The organism is Flavobacterium limi (assembly GCF_010645075.1).
Taxonomy (GTDB): Bacteria; Bacteroidota; Bacteroidia; order Flavobacteriales; family Flavobacteriaceae; genus Flavobacterium; species Flavobacterium limi.
This window is the reverse complement of the sequence record NZ_JAADZV010000012.1, coordinates 135,696-154,176: the sequence shown is the minus strand read 5'-3', so window position 1 is coordinate 154,176 and position 18,481 is coordinate 135,696. Positions and strand designations below refer to the sequence as shown.

The window sequence follows — 18,481 nt, the reverse complement described above, 5'->3', positions numbered from 1 at the left end:
GGAGAGGACCAATAGGTAAAATCGTAACGCTTCATCGGCTGGGAAGAACGCTTGTAGATGATCGGACCAGAGTTATTGTTTACAGTTGTATTAACATCTTGTAATAAGCTTGCATTGTTTTCAAATGTTAAAGACCCTCCATTAACCGTTACCTGATTTTTAATGGTTAATGTTCTTCCTGAGTTTACAATTACATTACCGGAATTTACCGTACAGCTACACCCTGCTATATCACTTGTTACTGTATAATTGCCCTCAAAAACAATTTTATCTCCGGCAGTTGGCAAAGTAGTATCACCTGTTTTCGACCATTTTGTGCCATCCCAGATATTGGCTACCTGACTCATATTTAACGTTACAGAAGCATCAGAAGTACAGCTTCCTTCTCTAACAGTAAAATTGTAAGTACCGGCTGGTAATCCAGTAACAGTAAAATTGGTTGTGTTTGCAACAGTGTTGTTGTAAGTTGCCGTTACTGTACCACTTTGATTTATTGTCCAGTTACCTGATGGCAAACCGGTCAAAACTACACTACCTGTGGCAACTGAACAAGTAGGATACGTTGCTGTACCTAAAGTAGGAGCATTAAAAGCAAGTATTCTAATTCTGGTTTCTATAGATTCTTTAGTGCAAGAACCGTTTTGCAATAGAACCCTGTAAGTTCTAAAAGCCCCCGGAAATGCCTGAGGTGTATAAGTTACATTATTGATAACATTTTGCGGATCGGGAATATCAAACCATGTAGCCGCTGAATTATTAATATCATCATTATATTGCCACTTTACCACCAATGATGGATCAACAGAATATGGAACTGTATTTCCTGCTATACTATGCAAAGTTAATGTTGGAAGTGCATCACTTTTACACAGATTTTCTCTTCCTCCGTTTACCTGTCCTCTGTCAATTGCTGTTACCTGAGTCGTATAGGTTGCTGCTGCTGCACCATTACAACCATTGGAATTATTATAATTAACACTAACTGTTTTAGATCCGCCTGTTAACCATTCAATTACAATATCATGATTTGTGCTTGTACCTCTTGCGATAAGTCTGTAGTCTGTATTCAGAACTCCCGAAACTGTCCAAACATAATTGAATTGTCCGGTTTGTGTAGCATAGGTCATATGTACATCTGCACAAGTTTGAGCCTGAATATTGGTTGTAAATGTTGGAGTTGGCCTTGGATTTACTGTAATTGCATAATTAGCAGAAACTGTTCCGTTGCCACAAGAATTAACACCATAAACCGTAAGATTTCCTGAAGTAGCATTTGAAGCAAAAGTTATTGTTGGGGTACTTGTTGTACCATTTGTAAATGTTGCTCCTATTCCGGAATATGACCAGGTATAGGACGTTGCATTGGTAATTGCCGGAACCGCATAACTTACATTTGTCTGTCCCTGACAAACTGTTGATGTACCAGTAATTGTTCCTGCCGCAACTGGAAATGAATTTATTGTAATTGCATAATTAGCAGAAACCGTTCCGTTGCCACAAGAATTAACACCATAAACCGTAAGGTTACCTGATGTTGCTGTTGATGAAAATGTTATTGTTGGAGTATTTGTTGTACCATTTGTAAATGTTGCTCCTGTTCCAGAATATGACCAGGTATAAGAAGTTGCGTTGGTAATTGCAGGAACTGAGTAACCTACACCTGTCTGTCCCTGACAAACTGTTGATGTACCGGTAACCGTTCCTGCTGCAACTGGAAGTGGATTTACTGTAATTGCATAATTAGCAGAAACTGTTCCGTTGCCACAAGAATTAAACCAGGTATAAGAAGTCGCGTTGGTAATTGCAGGAACCGCATAACTTACATTTGTCTGTCCCTGACAAACTGTTGCAATACCGGTAATCGTTCCTGCTGCAACTGGAAGTGGATTTACTGTAATTGCATAATTAGCAGAAACTGTTCCGTTGCCACAAGAATTAACACCATAAACCGTAAGGTTACCTGAAGTCGCTGTTGATGAAAATGTTATTGTTGGAGTTCTTGTTGTACCATTTGTAAATGCTGCACCTGTTCCTGAATATGACCAGGTATAAGAAGTCGCGTTGGTAATTGCAGGAACCGCATAACTTACATTTGTCTGTCCCTGACAAACTGTTGCAGTACCGGTAATCGTTCCTGCTGCAACTGGAAGTGGATTCACTGTAATTGCATAATTAGCAGAAACCGTTCCGTTGCCACAAGAATTTGTTCCTCGTACCGTAAGATTTCCGGAAGTAGCAGTTGGGGAAAAAGCTATAGTTGGCGTATTTGTTGTACCATTTGTAAGTGTGGCACCTGTTCCGGAATATGACCAGGTGTAAGAAGTTGCATCCGTAATAACAGGAACTGAATAACCTACACCTGTCTGTCCCTGACAAACAGTAGCAGTACCTGTAATTGTTCCTGCAGCTGCTGGAAGTGGGTTTACTCTAATCGTTCCTGTAGCATTTGATGTACCACAACTTCCTCCTGTTACTGGAATAGAATAATTAAAAGTTCCTGATGCAGTAGGCGTTCCACTAATAGTTATAATATTATTAGCAAAAGAAGCACTTACACCAGCTGGTAAGCCATTTGCTCCTGAAACTCCATTATTGGATATTCCAGTAAAACCATTTGTAGAGTGAGTAATATTGGTCATTGCTGTATTAGCACATAACGTAGGGCTTGATGAAGCAGGCGAAATCGTATTAATAACTGTTATTAAAACCAAAGTAGAAAATCCATCACACCATTGACCTGATGGCATTTGCGTATTAAGGCTTGTTACCGCTCTAAAATAAGTGTTTTGTGTTAAATTTCCTATAATTGCTCCTGTTAAGGTATTTGAAGTTGAAGCTATGTTTTGTTTGGTGTTGAATGAAATTTCATTCGATGACTCCCATCTAATAACAGGATTAGCATTTCCGGTCAATACTAAATTAGCAGGCTGTGTTCCTGAACAAATGGTTTGTGATGAAGCAAGTGTACCAGAATTTGGAGATGCAGACACTATAATAGTTCTCGTGGCTGAATAATTTGAAACGTTACAATTATCATACGCTCTTATTCTATAATACAATGTCCCGTTTGGCAAGTTATAAACTGGAGCACCACCATTATTATAGGTTACATTATAATTTTGATATCCGGTAACAAAATTAGTAAACCCGCTATCAGTTGCAATATCCAAATAATATCCTATGGCATTTGAAACCTGATTCCAGCTAAGCATTTTATAACCACAATAACCATTATCGACAGGAATATTATTAGCTGTAGGACTACTTGTGCTTATTGCTGTATTTATATTAACATAATAATATGTCGCATTACTTGTTCCGCATGCATTTGATGCAGTGACCATAAGATTACCACTTTGTGATGAAGTTCCTGTAGTAACAGTAACACTTCTCGTGCCTTGCCCAGCAGTAATTATCCAGCCTGTTGGTACAGTCCAGGTATAACTGCTTACACCGCTTATCGGAGCGATTGAGTATACCTGATTAGCTAAGGATGGACATTGAGGGGTAGTACCTGATACTGTTCCAGGCTGTGCTGGTGCAGATGAACTAACATACACATTTCGGGTAGCTGTTACACCGGATTTAGTATAAGTTATTATTGCTGTACCTGCAGATATAGCAGTCACAACGCCTGTAGAAGAATTTACCGTAGCAACTAAAGAGTTACTGCTAGACCATACTCCTCCAGATCCCACTGTAGAGGTAAAAGTTGTCGTCGTCGTACCATATGTACAAATGTATTGATTACCTGATAAAATGCCGGCTTGATTGATTCCCCCATTTGCAATAATGTCAGGAAAAGACGGTATACTGCCACTACCATTACAATTTGCTACAACAGAGCCGCCAATATAAATTCTGTCCGAAGCGCTACAACTACCACCACTATTAATATTTGAACCTGACTGAAGTATAACTGAAGAACCGGAAGCCAATCTTAAATCATAATTCCCTCCTGAAAAATCTAAAGTTGCATTATTTCTTATTATAAGCTGAATCGCACCTAAGCATTCAAGATCTAAATTTTGATTCATGTTCAAACTCATTGCGTTTGTTCCATTACCAATATATAAAATTCCTCCACATGCAGATAAAGGTGCAGTGCCACAAGTAAGGGCAGATGCATTAGTAGTTGCTGTGATTGAGCATTGCGCATTTACGCTTGTGTAAAAAACAGCAAAAAGCAGAATAAGTAAAATTTTCTTCATAAAAAAAATTTTTAAATTCTTATAAAAGAATAGTTTTAGTAACTAGATTTTGTTGATTATTTTCTAACATTACTACCTGATGACAGGAGCATTAAAAATTGAAATTCTTAAAATTTTATGTTTATTTTACCTACGTAAAAACCCGTAGGATGGATTTCAATTTTTTGAATCAATTTTCACTTAGATTATGAAACAAAATTAGCTCGTAAATTCAGGTTTTTTATGGAATTTCTGACCTTTTAGATGAAAGACATTATTAGTCGATGAGCGACATATATTGAAACAAAAAAAGTAAGAATGAGGAGTATTTACCTACAATAAAAATGATCGGATTGGCACTGTTAAGTAGTCTTATTACTACATAAAAAAACACAAAACATCTGACTTTCAATGTTCAATGCTTTTTTATAAAAAAAAGACCTGAAAAAGTTAAATTTCGATAAATCAGGGCATTCAATTTTTATGAAAAAAATGCTTAAGTATTTTTTTAACTTTTACACCTTTTTCATTTAAAAAATACGGTTGTATATTTGAGAAATTATACAATACCACAAAAATATGGAATACACTACCCTCCCTAATACAGATATAAATGTGAGTAAAATCTGCTTGGGTACTATGACCTTTGGTGAACAAAACACAGAATACGAAGGACATGAGCAAATGGATTATGCTTTTGAAAATGGCGTCAACTTTTTTGATACCGCTGAAATGTATTCGGTTCCGGCACGTGAAGAAACTTACGGCAGCACAGAGAAAATTATTGGAAGCTGGTTCAAAAAAACGGGAAATCGTGATCGAGTAGTTCTGGCTTCTAAAATTGCGGGCCCAAATCCAAATTTTGGATACATGCGTGAGAAATTGAATTTCTCTCCTGCAAGTGTTAAATATGCTTTGGAAAACAGTTTAAAAAGACTTCAGACAGATTATATTGATTTGTACCAGTTACATTGGCCAGAACGCAAAACCAATTGTTTTGGACAACGCGGATTTAAAGTTCAGGATGAAGTATGGGAAGATAACTTCAGGGAAGTTTTAGAAACTTTTGATGGTTTGATTAAAGAAGGTAAAATAAAACACCTTGGCGTTTCAAACGAAAATGCCTGGGGAATGATGCGCTTTTTGGAAGAAAGTAAATACCAAAATTTACCAAGAATTAAAACCATTCAAAATCCGTATAATTTATTAAACCGCCTTTTCGAAGTGGGTTCAGCCGAAGTTTCTATGCATGAAAATGTAGGACTACTGGCTTATTCACCGTTAGCTTTTGGAGTTTTATCGGGTAAATTCTTAACCGGAGAGCCTTTGCCAAATGCGAGAATAAATCTTTTTCCGCAATACAAACGTTACAACAGTGAACAAAGCACTCAGGCAACCCGGTTATATCAGCAAATCGCTCATAAACACGGATTTACTTTGACCGAACTGGCATTAGGCTTTGTTCTGCAACAGCCTTTTTTAACAAGTGCCATTATTGGCGCAACAACTATGGAACAACTAAAAGAAAATATAGCCACTATAAATGTAACGCTTTCAAAAGAAATTTTAGCAGAGATTGAAGAAGTTCAGACTATTATTCCGGATCCTGCGCCTTAAATAATTTTTTTTAAAAACATAAAATCCCGATAACCATTAAGTCATCGGGATTTATTTTTTAAAATTTGCTTTAATAATACATAACCAAAATGATTTTCTTTTTTGAATTATCAATGAGTTTTTCAACAACTCCAAAAAATTTTTCATTTACCATTGGACATCCAAGACTGTTGCAGATCGGATAAGGCTGCTCATCAAAAGGAACATCAGCATATTTGTGAAAGACTATATTTCGTTCAAAAGCATTACTGTTTGTTTTGTCTAAACCGTATAATTTATAAGCCTTTCCAAAACTTCCGCTGTAAGACCCCCCTACAGCATATTTACCTAAGGAACTGCAGTTGGAATTTTTTATATTACTAAACTTCAGCTTTCCTTGAACACCAGTTTCTGAACCCGAGCCATGAGCCACTAAACCTTTATCGGTTATTTTATTAGATTTCAAATTGTAAATAAAAAACCGGTTTCTTCCTGATTCTATCTTCATATCTAAAAAGAAGGCAACATCTGAGTTATATTTTGAAGATTCCCCCAAAAATCTCCTTATAACAGCTGCCTCACTTTTTAATTTCTCTTCATAGGAATAAACCGGTTTTGCATTTATAGTTTTCAAATCCTTTTCCTTGTTATTTCTGCATGCAAAACCCGCGCCAAAAATTCCAATTAAAAGCATGATTAAAATATTCTTTTTCATATTTACAGGTTGGCTTTAGAATACTTGCTATTTTTCAACCACATAGCCTTTTACCTTTGCAAAACCCAGTATGGATGAATTTATAGCATTACCTAAATCATCCTGTGTTTTACTTTTCTTAGATTCAGTATCTATATATTCCTGACGCTTTTTAGCCAGTACAGCAATTTCTTTTTGAATGTTTTCTCTTTCCTTTGATTTTTGAGCTACAAAAGTTTTTATTTCTTCTGCGGATTTGTTTTGAAGTTCGGCCGGAAGTTCTTCTTTCCTGATTTTAGAAATAGCAGCTGCGTCATCTTTAACTTTATCTACCAAATCCCAGCTTTCGTTTTTATAAACCGCTTTTGATTTGCTTACGGCTCGTTCTGTATAATTAGCTGCCGAAACTTTTTTTGCATTTTGATCCTGTGTATTTTGGTTCATTTTCTTTTCATATCCTTTTAAACCATAATTAATGTAGGTTTTATTAATCTTTTCATCACATTTAGAAATTTCATCATCATAAGGTGTAGCAATATATCTTACCGACTCATTCGAATCGATATTAAAATATTTCCCTTTTCCGTAATCAGCACCGTCTTTCCAGTGGGTATTTATTCCAGTGGTTTTGTCACCGCAAAAAATGGTGTTTACATAAATATCATTCTTCAAAGCATCGCTGATTGCTTCCTTGTAATTTATACCACCCTGATTAAAATCTTCATTTCCGGCAATGTAAATGAGTTTCATATTACTGCTTTTATTCGCCCATTTTAATTGTTTCGTGGCATCCTGAATTACAGCTCCGCAATATTCATTTCCTCCATTGGTTCTTAAGTCAAATAATTTTTCTGAAATTAAATCCAAATCTGTCGAAAGTGGTGTTACTTGTCGGATGTAATTGGATTGCTGCGATAAACCGTCATTTCCGTACTCATACAAAGCAATTTCAATATCAGGAGTTTTTCCATCGTATTTTAATGTCGTGAGAGTATTGACAATATTCCAAAGCCTTGATTTCGCCTGATCGATTAATCCGTCCATGCTGCTCGAAGTATCTAGTAAAAGAGCCACTTGTATTTTTGCATTTTCTGTTGCTGAAGATTTTTTAATTCTTGTGTCTTTTTTTGGATTTGCGTTTGATGAATTACAGCTTGCAAAGCTGATTGCAATTGCCAAAAGCGCCGTGATAAATAAGTTTGATTTCATGATTATAAGTTTTTATTGGATGATTACAGATCAAACTTAAAAACTTAAAATCCTCATTTTTTGCAGAAATGGTGAAACCATGTTTTGACTTGGTGAAACATCTGTGTCAGATTAATTGGGTCTGGCTGTATTTATATTCAGGGTTTTAAAGTCTCCATTTGGTGTTATCAGAACAAATTCCTTATCAGTTTTTGAATTGGGTTTCTTTTCTCTGTTAATCGCTATTTTGACTTCATATTGTATTTGAATAACAGGTTCTAAAACAACAGGATTAATAACAAAATCAAACTCCTTATTTACGACAGACTGATAATAAAGTGTAACCGATTTGTTAAGATGATTAATATTGGCTGCTTTTTTCAAGTTTAAAGATGAGCTATTGTAAGCTTCATAAGATTTGTACATTTCTATGGGAAAGTTTACGATATAAGCATCGGTAATTCGTTTTTCAGCATTCGTAAATGTCTCTCCAAGTATTCCCTCATGATTCTTAATTTTTTCCTGAATTAAAAGTCTTGCTTTATTAGCCATTTCTTTTTTAATTGTTTCCAAAGTATGAGAGAAATAGTCAACTTTTACCAGATCGTATATTTCATTATTGGATAAAATGGATATAAATTCATTGAGCTCATTGTGATCTGTATATTTTATGTGAATGTTTTTCTTTAATTCGAAACCTGCAGGGACCTCATTATACTTTTTACGATTAAAAATCTTCTTTTCAGCTTCATATTCATAAACTGGCACAAAGGAAATCATGTCTACAAAAGTTTCTACACCCTTTTTAAGTTTAATTTCATTTAGCGACTGTGTAATTCTTTGATCAATAAGATCATTTACGTCTTTAGCAGTTTTACCGGTCTGAGTGACACTGAAAATTGCGGTGTATGTATCAGCCTTAACATTGGCAAGCCCTTTTACATCTATAACAATATCTGCATTTGCAGGAAAGTTTATATTTATTACATCGGCGTTCGGGTAATATTGTTGATTTTGATAATTGACATTTCCCGAAACTTGTCCAATTATAAATGGTGAAAAGAGAGCTGTTAAAAAAGTAAAGAATAGTTTTTTCATGATGATCGTTTTTAAAATGAATGATCAAATGTATTGATCGAAAAAGCGTATTTTTGGCAGAATGGGTCAACAGCACGTTTGACTTGGTGAAAAATATAGGATAGGAATTCGAAATTAGGTTACTTTACAATTCAAAATAAGGTATTGTGAAACAGTATTTGTCAATTAGTATTAGTCTGCTTTTTTTAGCGTTATTGATTCCGCAGCGAATAATAGCGCAGGCAGCTCCTGTAAAGAAAAGTGAAAAAAGCAAACAGGTCAAAATGAGTAAGGTTGCTGAAGATCTGTCGGTTTCATTGGATGAAAATGATGAAGCAAAAATTGCTTTGAATTACGAAAAACTAGCCAACGAGTTTTTAAATAATGGTGATAATGCAAAAGCCGAAGAATACTTTAAAAGAGCTTTAAACAGTTACACCAAACTTAAACTCACAGAAGATAAGAGCCGTGTAACGAGAAGCCTCGCCAAAGTACAGGAAAACCAAAAAAACTATGACTCAGCAATTAAAAATTATGAAGTCGCGGGTTCATTGGCAAAAGATGCTTCTGAAGAAAAAATCAATCTAAATGATGCCAATCGTTTACGTAATAGTGCAAATCCCGCCAGCCAGACTGATTATGTCGATTCGAATATTGAATTGCTTAAAAAGGAAAAGAAAAGCAAGGAAATTACAGAAGCATATGTTCAGAAAGCACAGAATTCATTGAATCTAAAAGATAAAAAGGTTGCCATAGAAAGCTATAAAAAAGCAATTGCTTATGCAAAAGACAAACCCGAAGCTGTTATCAATCTTAAAAATGAAATAGCAAATGTATATGCATCAGACAATCAGTTTGACAAAGCTATTAACATCAACACAAAATTATTAGCTGAAGCCGTATCCAAACAGGATTTTAATACCCAAATAAAACAATTGCAATCGCTGGCTTCTCTTTATTTTAAGAAAGAAGAACCCCAAAAAGCCGTTTTATCATTGAAAGAAGCTTATCATCTGGCATCCCGTAAAGGAAATTCGGCAGAAGCGAAAAGAACCTTATCTGAATTGGTAGAATATTATAAAGCTGAAGGAAATGAAAAAGAAAGTATGGCACTCTATGAAGGATTTATTAAAAATCTCGATCAGTTAATTCAATCGGATACGACCTTAATTAATACCAAAAAATTTCAGATCACTGAAGGCAAAATTCGCCAGCTGGAAAAAGAAAAATCACTTAAAGACGAGTTAATTACCAAGAAAAACACCTTCAATTATTTTTTAATAGGATCTGTTATATTGCTTTTGGTCCTGTTTGTTTTTATTGTAAAATCACTTTATTCCATCAAAACTAAGAACAAAGAAATCGCTTTGCAGTCTTTGCGCCGCGAAATGAATCCACACTTCATTTTTAATAGTTTAAACAGTGTCAATCAGTTTATTTCTGAAAATAAGGAACTCGAAGCCAATAAATACCTGACTTCCTACTCGACCCTGATGCGTGACATGATGGAAAACTCCAATAAGGATTTCATTATACTGGATAAAGAAGTTGAGCAGTTAAAAAAATACTTAGATTTAGAACATTTGCGTTTTCAGGATAAATTTGATTTTAAAATTACAGTGGATAAAAATCTTGATGCTGAAACAGCTTATGTCCCCAACATGATTATTCAGCCGCATCTGGAAAATGCGATTTGGCATGGCTTGCGCTACCTAGATAAAAAAGGATTTTTACATCTCAAATTTCAATTGAATGACGGAAACGTAAAAGTAAGTATTGAAGATAACGGAATTGGTTTGACCAGAAGCCGGGAACTCAAAACAAGCAATCAGAAAGTACATGAATCACGAGGCCTGAATAATACAAAAGAACGAATCGGTCTGTTGAATGAATTGTATAAAAAGAACATTTCTTTTGAAATCAAAGAAAAAGAATCACCTGAATCCGGAACCATAGTTGAAATCATTTTTCCATTAATCGATACGATATGATGACTTTTCAAAAAATAAAAAGTGTAATTGTAGAAGATGAACTGGCAGCTCGGGAAGTACTCAAAAATTACCTGAGCAAATATTGTCCTCAGGTGGAAGTGGTTGGGGAAGCACAAAACATAAAAGAAGCCGTTCCGCTGTTACATGAAATTCAGCCACAATTGGTTTTTCTGGATGTCGAAATGCCTTTTGGGAATGCGTTTGATGTTTTGGAGGCCTGTAAAGACCTGCAATTCGAAACCATATTTGTAACAGCCTTTTCTGAATATTCTTTAAAAGCCTTAAATCAAAGTGCTGCTTATTATTTGCTAAAGCCCATTTCTATTGAAGAATTGATTGTGGCAGTAAACAAGGTGCATCATCAAATCATGAATCATGAAATCTTTAACCGGAATAAAATTATTGTCGAGAATTTCCATGAGTCAAAACCTGAAAAACAACAGGTTATCCTGCCAACACTTGAAGGATTTGAAGTCGTAAAAATGGAAGAAATCGTACGCCTTCGCGGTAACGGCAACTTCACCGATTTGTATTTGAATAATGGCAATAAAAAAATGGTCTGCCGGTTTTTAAAACACTTTTCAGAAATTTTGCCATTGCCTTTTATACGTGTTCACAAATCACATATTATCAATATGAATTGTGTGAAATCTTACAATAAAGGAGGAATCATAACGCTCAATGATGGATCTGAAATTGAAGTTTCACCAACTTACAAGGAAGATTTTTTGAAGAATTTTAAATAGTGTTTTTTCAAAGTCATTAAAAACAAACGTTTAACCCCAGTATTGTCTTTCTGAGGAACGAAGAATCTCCATAAGAAGCTCTACAAAGATTGTCCTTACTTTGTGGATTTTGATTGCGGAGATTCTTCGCTCCTCAGAATGCAATATTAATTTTAGATTTTAGCGTTAGCTTTAAGCGAGTAAACTTTACAAATCAAACTCATCACTCACCGACAAAGAATCAACCGGAACAGCTGTCGAATCCGGCACTTTAATTTTGATTAAAGAACGTGCATTACCGGAAATATAAACCGGTAATTGTCCAAGGGTATCTTCCGGAACTAAAAGACCTCTGCGAAACATTAGGTTTTTTAAGAACTTTTGATTTTGCAATGCATAATCTTTAAGGTTTCCTTCATCATTAAACTGATACATGAATTTTCGGGGCTTCGGAATAATGGTTGCCAGATACAAACATTCATCTACGCTTAAACCAGAAGGGCTTTTCTGGAAATAAAACTGACTAGCCTCTCCAATTCCATACACATTCGGTCCCCATTCGATAATATTGAAATAAACTTCCAGCATTCTTTCCTTGCTTACAATTCGATTATTTTCAAGAATATAAACCAGTAAAATTTCTTCCAGCTTTCGCGAAAGCGTTTTTTCACGAGTCAAAAAGACATTTTTAATCAACTGCATGCTGATGGTACTGGCACCACGTGAGAATTTTTTAGTCCTAATATTCTTTAAAATCGATTGTTTGAAAGCTTCATTGATAAATCCGCGATGAGAAAAGAAAGACGGATCTTCAGTAGTTAATACACATTTTTGCAAATATGGCGAAATCTGATCCAAAGGTGTATAATTCGGATTTGCGCTTCCAACCAAGACCGGACGCTGTAAAACGTTTTGGATAATCGCACGATATACAAACTCTCCGTTTAACTTTGTAAGGTTTGCTTCGCCGTATTTGGTAATTCTCAGGTTTTCTTTATTCAGTTTACTATCAAAAACTAAAGTATTCGGTTTGTTTTTATTGAATTTAAAATCCAGTTTATAATCAAAATTTCCGGTCGCTTCCATTCCCTGAAAATGGGTAAACAACCCATCAGGCAATGAAACGATAAAATCCTGTGCCTTCATTTTCGGAATATCCACTTTCAAAGTATAAACCGTATCTGATTCGGTATTATAAGAAACATACGGTTTTACTTTTATTTTGTTCAGCTGCATCGTCGAGGTGCTGTCAATCGAAATAAAATCAGATCCTAATAAAAAGCGGTAATCAAATCGTGCATTTTTTATGACAACATCTTTATTGGCAATTTTTGGATGATTAATTTTTAAATTGGCAATAGAAGTATAACCGTCAATATGCAATTCGCTTCCGTCTTTATCGATATTGGCAACATTCAATCGAATCGAATCAAAACTTGCTTTTAGGTTATAACGTTCATCTAAATAAGGAACTCTGATGGCTCCGGTATCCAGATTAAAAAACCGAATATCAGCCTTTTTATTTCTTGGGTCAGCAAAACCTTTAATATTCCAGCGCTGGTCAAAATTCTTGCTTTGAACATGGAGGTTTGTTGTAAGCTGTTTATTGTCTAGAACCAATTTATTGATCGCAATAGTCGCTTTTTTACCATTATCATCAATTTTGAAATCAAGATTTTCCAGTTTCATGTCAGTCGGAACAAGATTCAGTAATTTTGTAATAATGCGATAAGCAACATCGGCATATTTACGTTTTTCATCTGATGCTTCTTCAGTATCATTCTTTTTCAAAAAGGCATCAAAATTTCGGATTTTCCCTTTTTTAACCAGTTGGATGTAACCGTCATTGATTTTTAAAGTTCCCAGCTGTACATCACCAATCAGCAGATTACTCAGACTGATTGTAGTTTCTACTTTTTTAATATTGAAAAGAGTATCGGCATTTTTTGGGACTAAGATAATATCGGTAAATTTAACTCCCGACAAACCATCAAAAGAAGCTTCTTTTATCGAAAAATCACTATTGTAATCAACCGCCATTTTGTGGGTTACTTTCGCAATAACCTGTTTTAAAAGTGAGTTACGAAAAGAGTAAAGTGCAATACAAAGCAGTATTAATACTACAGCAAGTATTTTTAAGGCTTTGAAAATTTTTTGCTTTGAAAATTTCATAAATAAATCTTATAAAAATTAACCAAACAGGAAACCCGCCACATCTTCAATTTTGGCTACAAGTTCAATTTTGATTCCTGTGTTTTTTAAGGCAATTTTATTGTATTTCGATACAAAGATCGTATTGAAACCTAATTTTTCAGCTTCCTGAATTCTTTGATCCACACGATTCACGGGGCGAATTTCACCGGAAAGACCTACTTCACCGGCAAAACAAAAACCTTTTGTTACCGGAATATCTTCATTAGAGGATAAAATTGCTGCCACAACAGCTAAATCAATTGCCGGATCATCAACAGAAATTCCACCGGTCACGTTTAGGAAAACATCTTTTGCGCCTAAACGAAATCCGGCTCTTTTTTCAAGAACAGCCAAAATCATATTCAGCCTTTTGGCGTTGTAACCCGTTGTACTTCGTTGCGGAGTTCCGTAAACAGCTGTACTAACGAGAGATTGTATTTCAATCATCAAAGGTCGCATGCCTTCCATAGTTGTAGCAATCGCAGTTCCGGACATTTCTTCGTCTTTATGTGAAATCAATATTTCGGATGGATTGCTTACTTCCCGTAAACCGCTTCCTAACATTTCGTAAATCCCAAGTTCGGCAGTTGAGCCAAAACGATTCTTTAGCGAGCGTAAAATTCGGTACACATGATTTCTGTCGCCTTCAAATTGCAAAACGGTATCCACCATATGTTCCAGGATTTTTGGACCGGCGATATTTCCGTCTTTGGTTATATGACCAATCAAAATAACCGGAATACTGGTTTCTTTTGCAAATTTGATTAATTCGGCAGTAGTTTCCCTGATTTGAGAAATACTTCCCGCAGTCGATTCAATATAATCAGTATGAAGTGTCTGGATCGAATCAATAATTACAATTTCAGGCTGAATTGCCTCAATTTGTTTGAATATATTTTGTGTTTTGGTTTCCGTCAGGATATAACAATTCTCGCTGCTTGGCGTGATTCTTTCGGCACGCATTTTTATTTGTTTCTGACTTTCTTCACCGGAAACATACAAGGTTTTATACGGTAATTTTAATGAAATCTGCAGCAAAAGTGTGCTTTTTCCAATTCCGGGTTCTCCTCCTAAAAGAGTTAAAGATCCGGGAACAATTCCTCCACCGAGAACGCGATTCAATTCGCCATCAGTTGTGTCCATTCGAACTTCCTGAGCCGAATCGATTTCTGTAATTTTCAATGGCCTTGGTGCTTTGCCTGATGGGGTTGGTTCACTTTTCCAGGCTACTTTTTCCTGCTTCTGAATAATTTCTTCGGCAATGGTATTCCATTCTTTGCAGGCATTGCACTGCCCTTGCCATTTGGCATATTGCGTTCCGCAATTTTGACAAAAGAAGGAAGTTTTAACTTTAGACATTATTTTGAATTTTTGGCAAGCGTATTCATTTCATCAATTTTCTCGTACATCATATCTCTGGTCAGCTCACCAATTGGCTGCATTTGTGAAGCATTTTGATATCTTTTTGATGCTCTTTTAGGATCACCCCTCTTTTCATACATCAGGCCTAATTCATATTCTCCCAACATTGCCAACGGATAATCAACATTTGCAATTTCAGCCATTTTTTCTAACTCTTCGTAGGCATTTCTTTTCAAAATAAGATTTTCAACAACTTTAAAATCATTTATCCTAACAGGAATATCAACTCCTAAAACTTCTGACATCGTATTGTATTTATTTTCTAAATAATTAGCATAGCCAGATTGGAGTACAGCAATCTTATCTTTAAACTCAACCGAATTAATGGGTTTGTAAACCTCAAAAATATGATACAAAGCATTTGGAATAGAATATAAAACTTCTGAATAATGAGTCGAATTTTTAAACACATCATATTTAAGATTTACCAAAGGATTGTTAGCAATTTTAATATTGCCGGCTAACTTTTCTATTGGTTCTTTTATTTTAGTTATATCACCATCTGCAGCAGACAAATAATAAAAAAAAGGTTCTTTTACCTTCGCAAATTTCTCAGGGATCCGTATTTCCATTTTTGGTGCAAGTTCCGGACTTAAACAAATATATCCATTAAAAAGAGGGATTTCTTTATATAAAAAGAAGTTTATAAAACTAGCAGTTATATCATGTCCTGCAATAATTTTGAAAGGAGCTGTACGATATTGCTTTTCAATATAAGGAACTAATTCAGCTCCTATAAATTCAAAAAATTCTGCGCCTTTTTCAAAAGGTAAGCCCTGATTTTGATCAATAGTAGAATCATCATAGCGTTCTCCATCGTGATTTTGATGAATTCCGATAATTATCATTTCAGGTAAATCATCCCAGTAAATACCGTAAGTTAATGCTCCTGAAAAAGGATCAAATAAATAATCTCCATCCAACAAGTACAGAACAGGGTATTTCTTGGACGGACTGGTTTCATAAGAGGCCGGAAGACCAATAGTTATTCTTCTGTCTGCGCCGAGTTTTTCAGATTTAACGGTATCAAATTTCTTTTGTGAAAAAACTGAAGCAGAGATTAATAAAGCAAAAAACAAACAAACTTTTTTCATGATTGGGGAAAATTAAAAAGTATTAGAATAAGCCGGCAATATAATACTTTATTTGCTTTTTTGTTAAAGAGCGCTTTTAAAAAGAAAAGAAATTCAGGACAAAAGAATCTGCTTTGTGCAAAATAAATTTGACAAATAAAAAGAAGTAAAAATAATGAGTGATTAAGTTAGCGAATTATCATTTTCATTAGGAAAAACAATCCATGGTTTGAAGGTTTTTGCTTCTTCAAATTCGAGGGTTGCATAGGATATGATAATGATTATATCGTCTTTTTGAACTTTTCTGGCTGCAGGACCATTCAGTGTAATTTCTCCTGAATTTCTTTCGCCTTTAATCGCGTAAGTTTCAAAACGCTCACCGTTATTAATGTTTACAATAGATACTTTTTCACCTTCAATAATATTTGAGGCATCCAGTAAAGTTTCATCGATAGTGATACTGCCAATATAATTTAAATCGGCTCCGGTTACTTTAACACGATGAATTTTTGATTTTATAACTTGAATTTGCATGTTGCAAAGGTAAATTAATTTAATGAAATGGTATCAATGAGCCTTATAGAATTAACAAATACCGCTATAAATGCACGGTATTTTCTATCATTAATCTTATGCTCTATAGGTAATAATGTCGATTCGTCAGCAATTACGAAATATTCGAGATTAAATCTTTTATTGTCCTTAAAGGAATTTTCTACAAATTCTATAGTTTCCTGTGGACCTTTAGTACTGAATACTTCTTTTGCTTCGGTTAAGGTTTTATAAATGATGGCTGCTTCTTTTCGCTCTTCGGGAGTTAAACGTTCATTTCTTGAACTCATTGCCAGTTGGTTTTCTTCTCTAAAAATAGGACAACCTACAATATGGACCGGTAAGTTATTTTTTTCGACCAGCTTTTTTACAATCTGAAGCTGCTGAAAATCTTTCTCTCCAAAATAGGCATTTGTTGGCGAAACAATTTCAAACAAACGTTTGACGATAGTTCCGACACCATTAAAATGTCCGGGTCTGAATTTTCCTTCCATCTGATTTTCTAACCCGTCAAAATCAAAAGGCTGTGAAATAGTCTGTCCTTCATAAATATCATCAACAGAAGGCGCATACAATATCATTTTATCACTTATAGCCCTCATCTTTCTCACATCTTCTTCAAGTGTACGTGGATATTTTTCGAGATCTTCAGGGTTATTAAACTGAGTAGGATTTACAAAAATACTCACAACAGTATCATCATTTTCTTTAAGCGAGCGTTGCATTAAAGCCAGATGCCCTTGGTGTAAAGCGCCCATTGTTGGTACAAATCCTATAGTCGAATTTGCTGTTTTGATAGTTTTTAAATAGGCTATCAGGGCTACTTTGCCGTAGAAAATATGCATGGCGGTATTATTAAAATTTAGTGCAAACATAATATATTAGTTATAAACTGCATAAAATTTTGTAATTTTGCAACGTTTTTATTACCAAAAATTAAGTAAAATACTATTATGAAAGAGAAGAGGATATTATATGTATCATCTGAAGTCGTGCCTTATTTGGCTGAAAATGAGGTTTCATTAATGTCTTATGACGTGCCTAAAATGATAAATGATCAGGGCGGTCAGATAAGAATTTTCATGCCAAGATATGGAAACATTAACGAAAGAAGACATCAATTGCACGAAGTAATCAGACTTTCAGGGATGAATTTGGTAGTGAACGACTTAGATATGCCCTTGATTATCAAAGTAGCATCAATTCCAAAAGAAAGAATTCAGGTCTATTTTATTGACAATGATGAATACTTCAAACGTAAAGCTACTTTTGCTGATGAAGAAGGCGTATTATACCCCGACAATGACGAAAGAGCCATCTTTTTTGCAAAAGGTGTTGTTGAAACTGTAAAAAAACTGAATTGGGTTCCGGATATTATTCACGTTCATGGATGGCTTGCTGCTATGCTGCCAATTTACATGAAACATTATTATAAAAACGAGGCTTTATTTTCTGAAACTAAAATTGTAACCTCTGTTTACGGACAATCTTTTGATGAAAATCTGGATTTAGAAATGATTAATAAAGTAAAATTTGACGGTGTTCCACATGAATCTGTTGCAGATTTAGAAACCCCAAATTATGAAAATATTCTAAAAGCCAGCATTTTACATTCAGATGCTGTAATTATAGCATCTGAAAATGTATCTCCAAGTTTAACAAAATTTATAGAATCTTCAGGAAAACCTTTTTTACCTTTCGCCACGAAAGATGCATTCGCAGAAGCGTATACAAATTTCTATAAAACTATGGGGCTTTAAATTCTAACATTATTATTAAA

At 34.8% G+C, this 18,481-nt stretch carries 12 protein-coding genes and 1 pseudogene; 4 read left to right on the top strand and 9 right to left on the bottom strand.

The features are described from left to right. A pseudogene (locus GXM16_RS20475) lies at positions 1-4,211 on the bottom strand (hypothetical protein); the annotation flags it as partial. A 558-nt stretch (positions 4,212-4,769) separates the two neighbouring features. On the opposite strand from GXM16_RS20475, the gene GXM16_RS20470 reads away from it, so the two are divergent. Then, positions 4,770-5,807, top strand: coding sequence for an aldo/keto reductase (locus tag GXM16_RS20470; protein WP_163396356.1), 1,038 nt, complete (start codon positions 4,770-4,772; stop codon positions 5,805-5,807). Between the two features lie 70 nt (positions 5,808-5,877). Here GXM16_RS20470 and GXM16_RS20465 read toward each other — a convergent pair whose 3' ends face one another. The 3 genes from GXM16_RS20465 to GXM16_RS20455 all read right to left on the bottom strand — a co-directional run bounded on the left by GXM16_RS20465 (position 5,878) and on the right by GXM16_RS20455 (position 8,766). Beyond that, positions 5,878-6,501, bottom strand: a complete 624-nt coding sequence (locus tag GXM16_RS20465; RefSeq protein WP_163396355.1) for a murein L,D-transpeptidase catalytic domain-containing protein — start codon at positions 6,499-6,501, stop codon at positions 5,878-5,880. Positions 6,502-6,528: 27 nt separating this feature from the next. Then, entirely contained in the window at positions 6,529-7,689 is a 1,161-nt protein-coding gene (locus GXM16_RS20460; RefSeq protein ID WP_163396354.1) for a vWA domain-containing protein, read from the bottom strand. A gap of 111 nt (positions 7,690-7,800) precedes the next feature. Then, entirely contained in the window at positions 7,801-8,766 is a 966-nt protein-coding gene (locus GXM16_RS20455; protein ID WP_163396353.1) for an SIMPL domain-containing protein, read from the bottom strand. 146 nt (positions 8,767-8,912) lie between these two features. Here GXM16_RS20455 and GXM16_RS20450 point away from each other — a divergent pair, with 146 nt between their 5' ends. Together GXM16_RS20450 and GXM16_RS20445 are read left to right on the top strand one after the other, a co-directional pair. Further along, positions 8,913-10,736 carry a tetratricopeptide repeat-containing sensor histidine kinase gene (locus GXM16_RS20450; protein WP_229684399.1) on the top strand — a complete coding sequence of 608 codons (1,824 nt, stop codon included), beginning with the start codon at positions 8,913-8,915 and terminating at the stop codon, positions 10,734-10,736. Beyond that, on the top strand, positions 10,733-11,482 hold the full coding sequence (locus GXM16_RS20445) for a LytR/AlgR family response regulator transcription factor (RefSeq protein ID WP_163396352.1): 750 nt from the start codon (positions 10,733-10,735) through the stop codon (positions 11,480-11,482). Before GXM16_RS20450 ends, GXM16_RS20445 begins: the two co-directional genes overlap by 4 nt. A gap of 186 nt (positions 11,483-11,668) precedes the next feature. Here GXM16_RS20445 and GXM16_RS20440 read toward each other — a convergent pair whose 3' ends face one another. The 5 genes from GXM16_RS20440 to panC form a co-directional block, all read right to left on the bottom strand. Further along, the gene (locus GXM16_RS20440) at positions 11,669-13,633 is read right to left on the bottom strand and encodes a transglycosylase domain-containing protein (RefSeq protein ID WP_163396351.1); all 1,965 of its coding nucleotides are present in this window, start codon (positions 13,631-13,633) and stop codon (positions 11,669-11,671) included. An 18-nt stretch (positions 13,634-13,651) separates the two neighbouring features. Continuing rightward, a complete protein-coding gene (gene radA, locus GXM16_RS20435) occupies positions 13,652-15,013 on the bottom strand; it encodes a DNA repair protein RadA (RefSeq protein WP_163396350.1) in 1,362 nt (453 codons plus the stop codon). Next, complete coding sequence (locus GXM16_RS20430; RefSeq protein ID WP_163396349.1) at positions 15,013-16,170, bottom strand: alpha/beta hydrolase; 1,158 nt, start codon at positions 16,168-16,170, stop codon at positions 15,013-15,015. The genes radA and GXM16_RS20430 overlap by 1 nt, the downstream gene beginning before the upstream one ends. A 162-nt stretch (positions 16,171-16,332) precedes the next feature. Next, positions 16,333-16,683 (bottom strand): aspartate 1-decarboxylase, encoded by a 351-nt coding sequence (panD, locus tag GXM16_RS20425; protein ID WP_031456621.1) that lies wholly within the window; start codon positions 16,681-16,683, stop codon positions 16,333-16,335. A gap of 14 nt (positions 16,684-16,697) precedes the next feature. Next, complete coding sequence (gene panC / locus GXM16_RS20420; RefSeq protein WP_163396348.1) at positions 16,698-17,576, bottom strand: pantoate--beta-alanine ligase; 879 nt, start codon at positions 17,574-17,576, stop codon at positions 16,698-16,700. Between the two features lie 78 nt (positions 17,577-17,654). Between panC and GXM16_RS20415 the strand changes: the two genes are divergently transcribed. After that, a complete protein-coding gene (locus GXM16_RS20415; RefSeq protein ID WP_163396347.1) occupies positions 17,655-18,461 on the top strand; it encodes a glycogen/starch synthase in 807 nt (268 codons plus the stop codon). Positions 18,462-18,481: the final 20 nt, after the last annotated feature.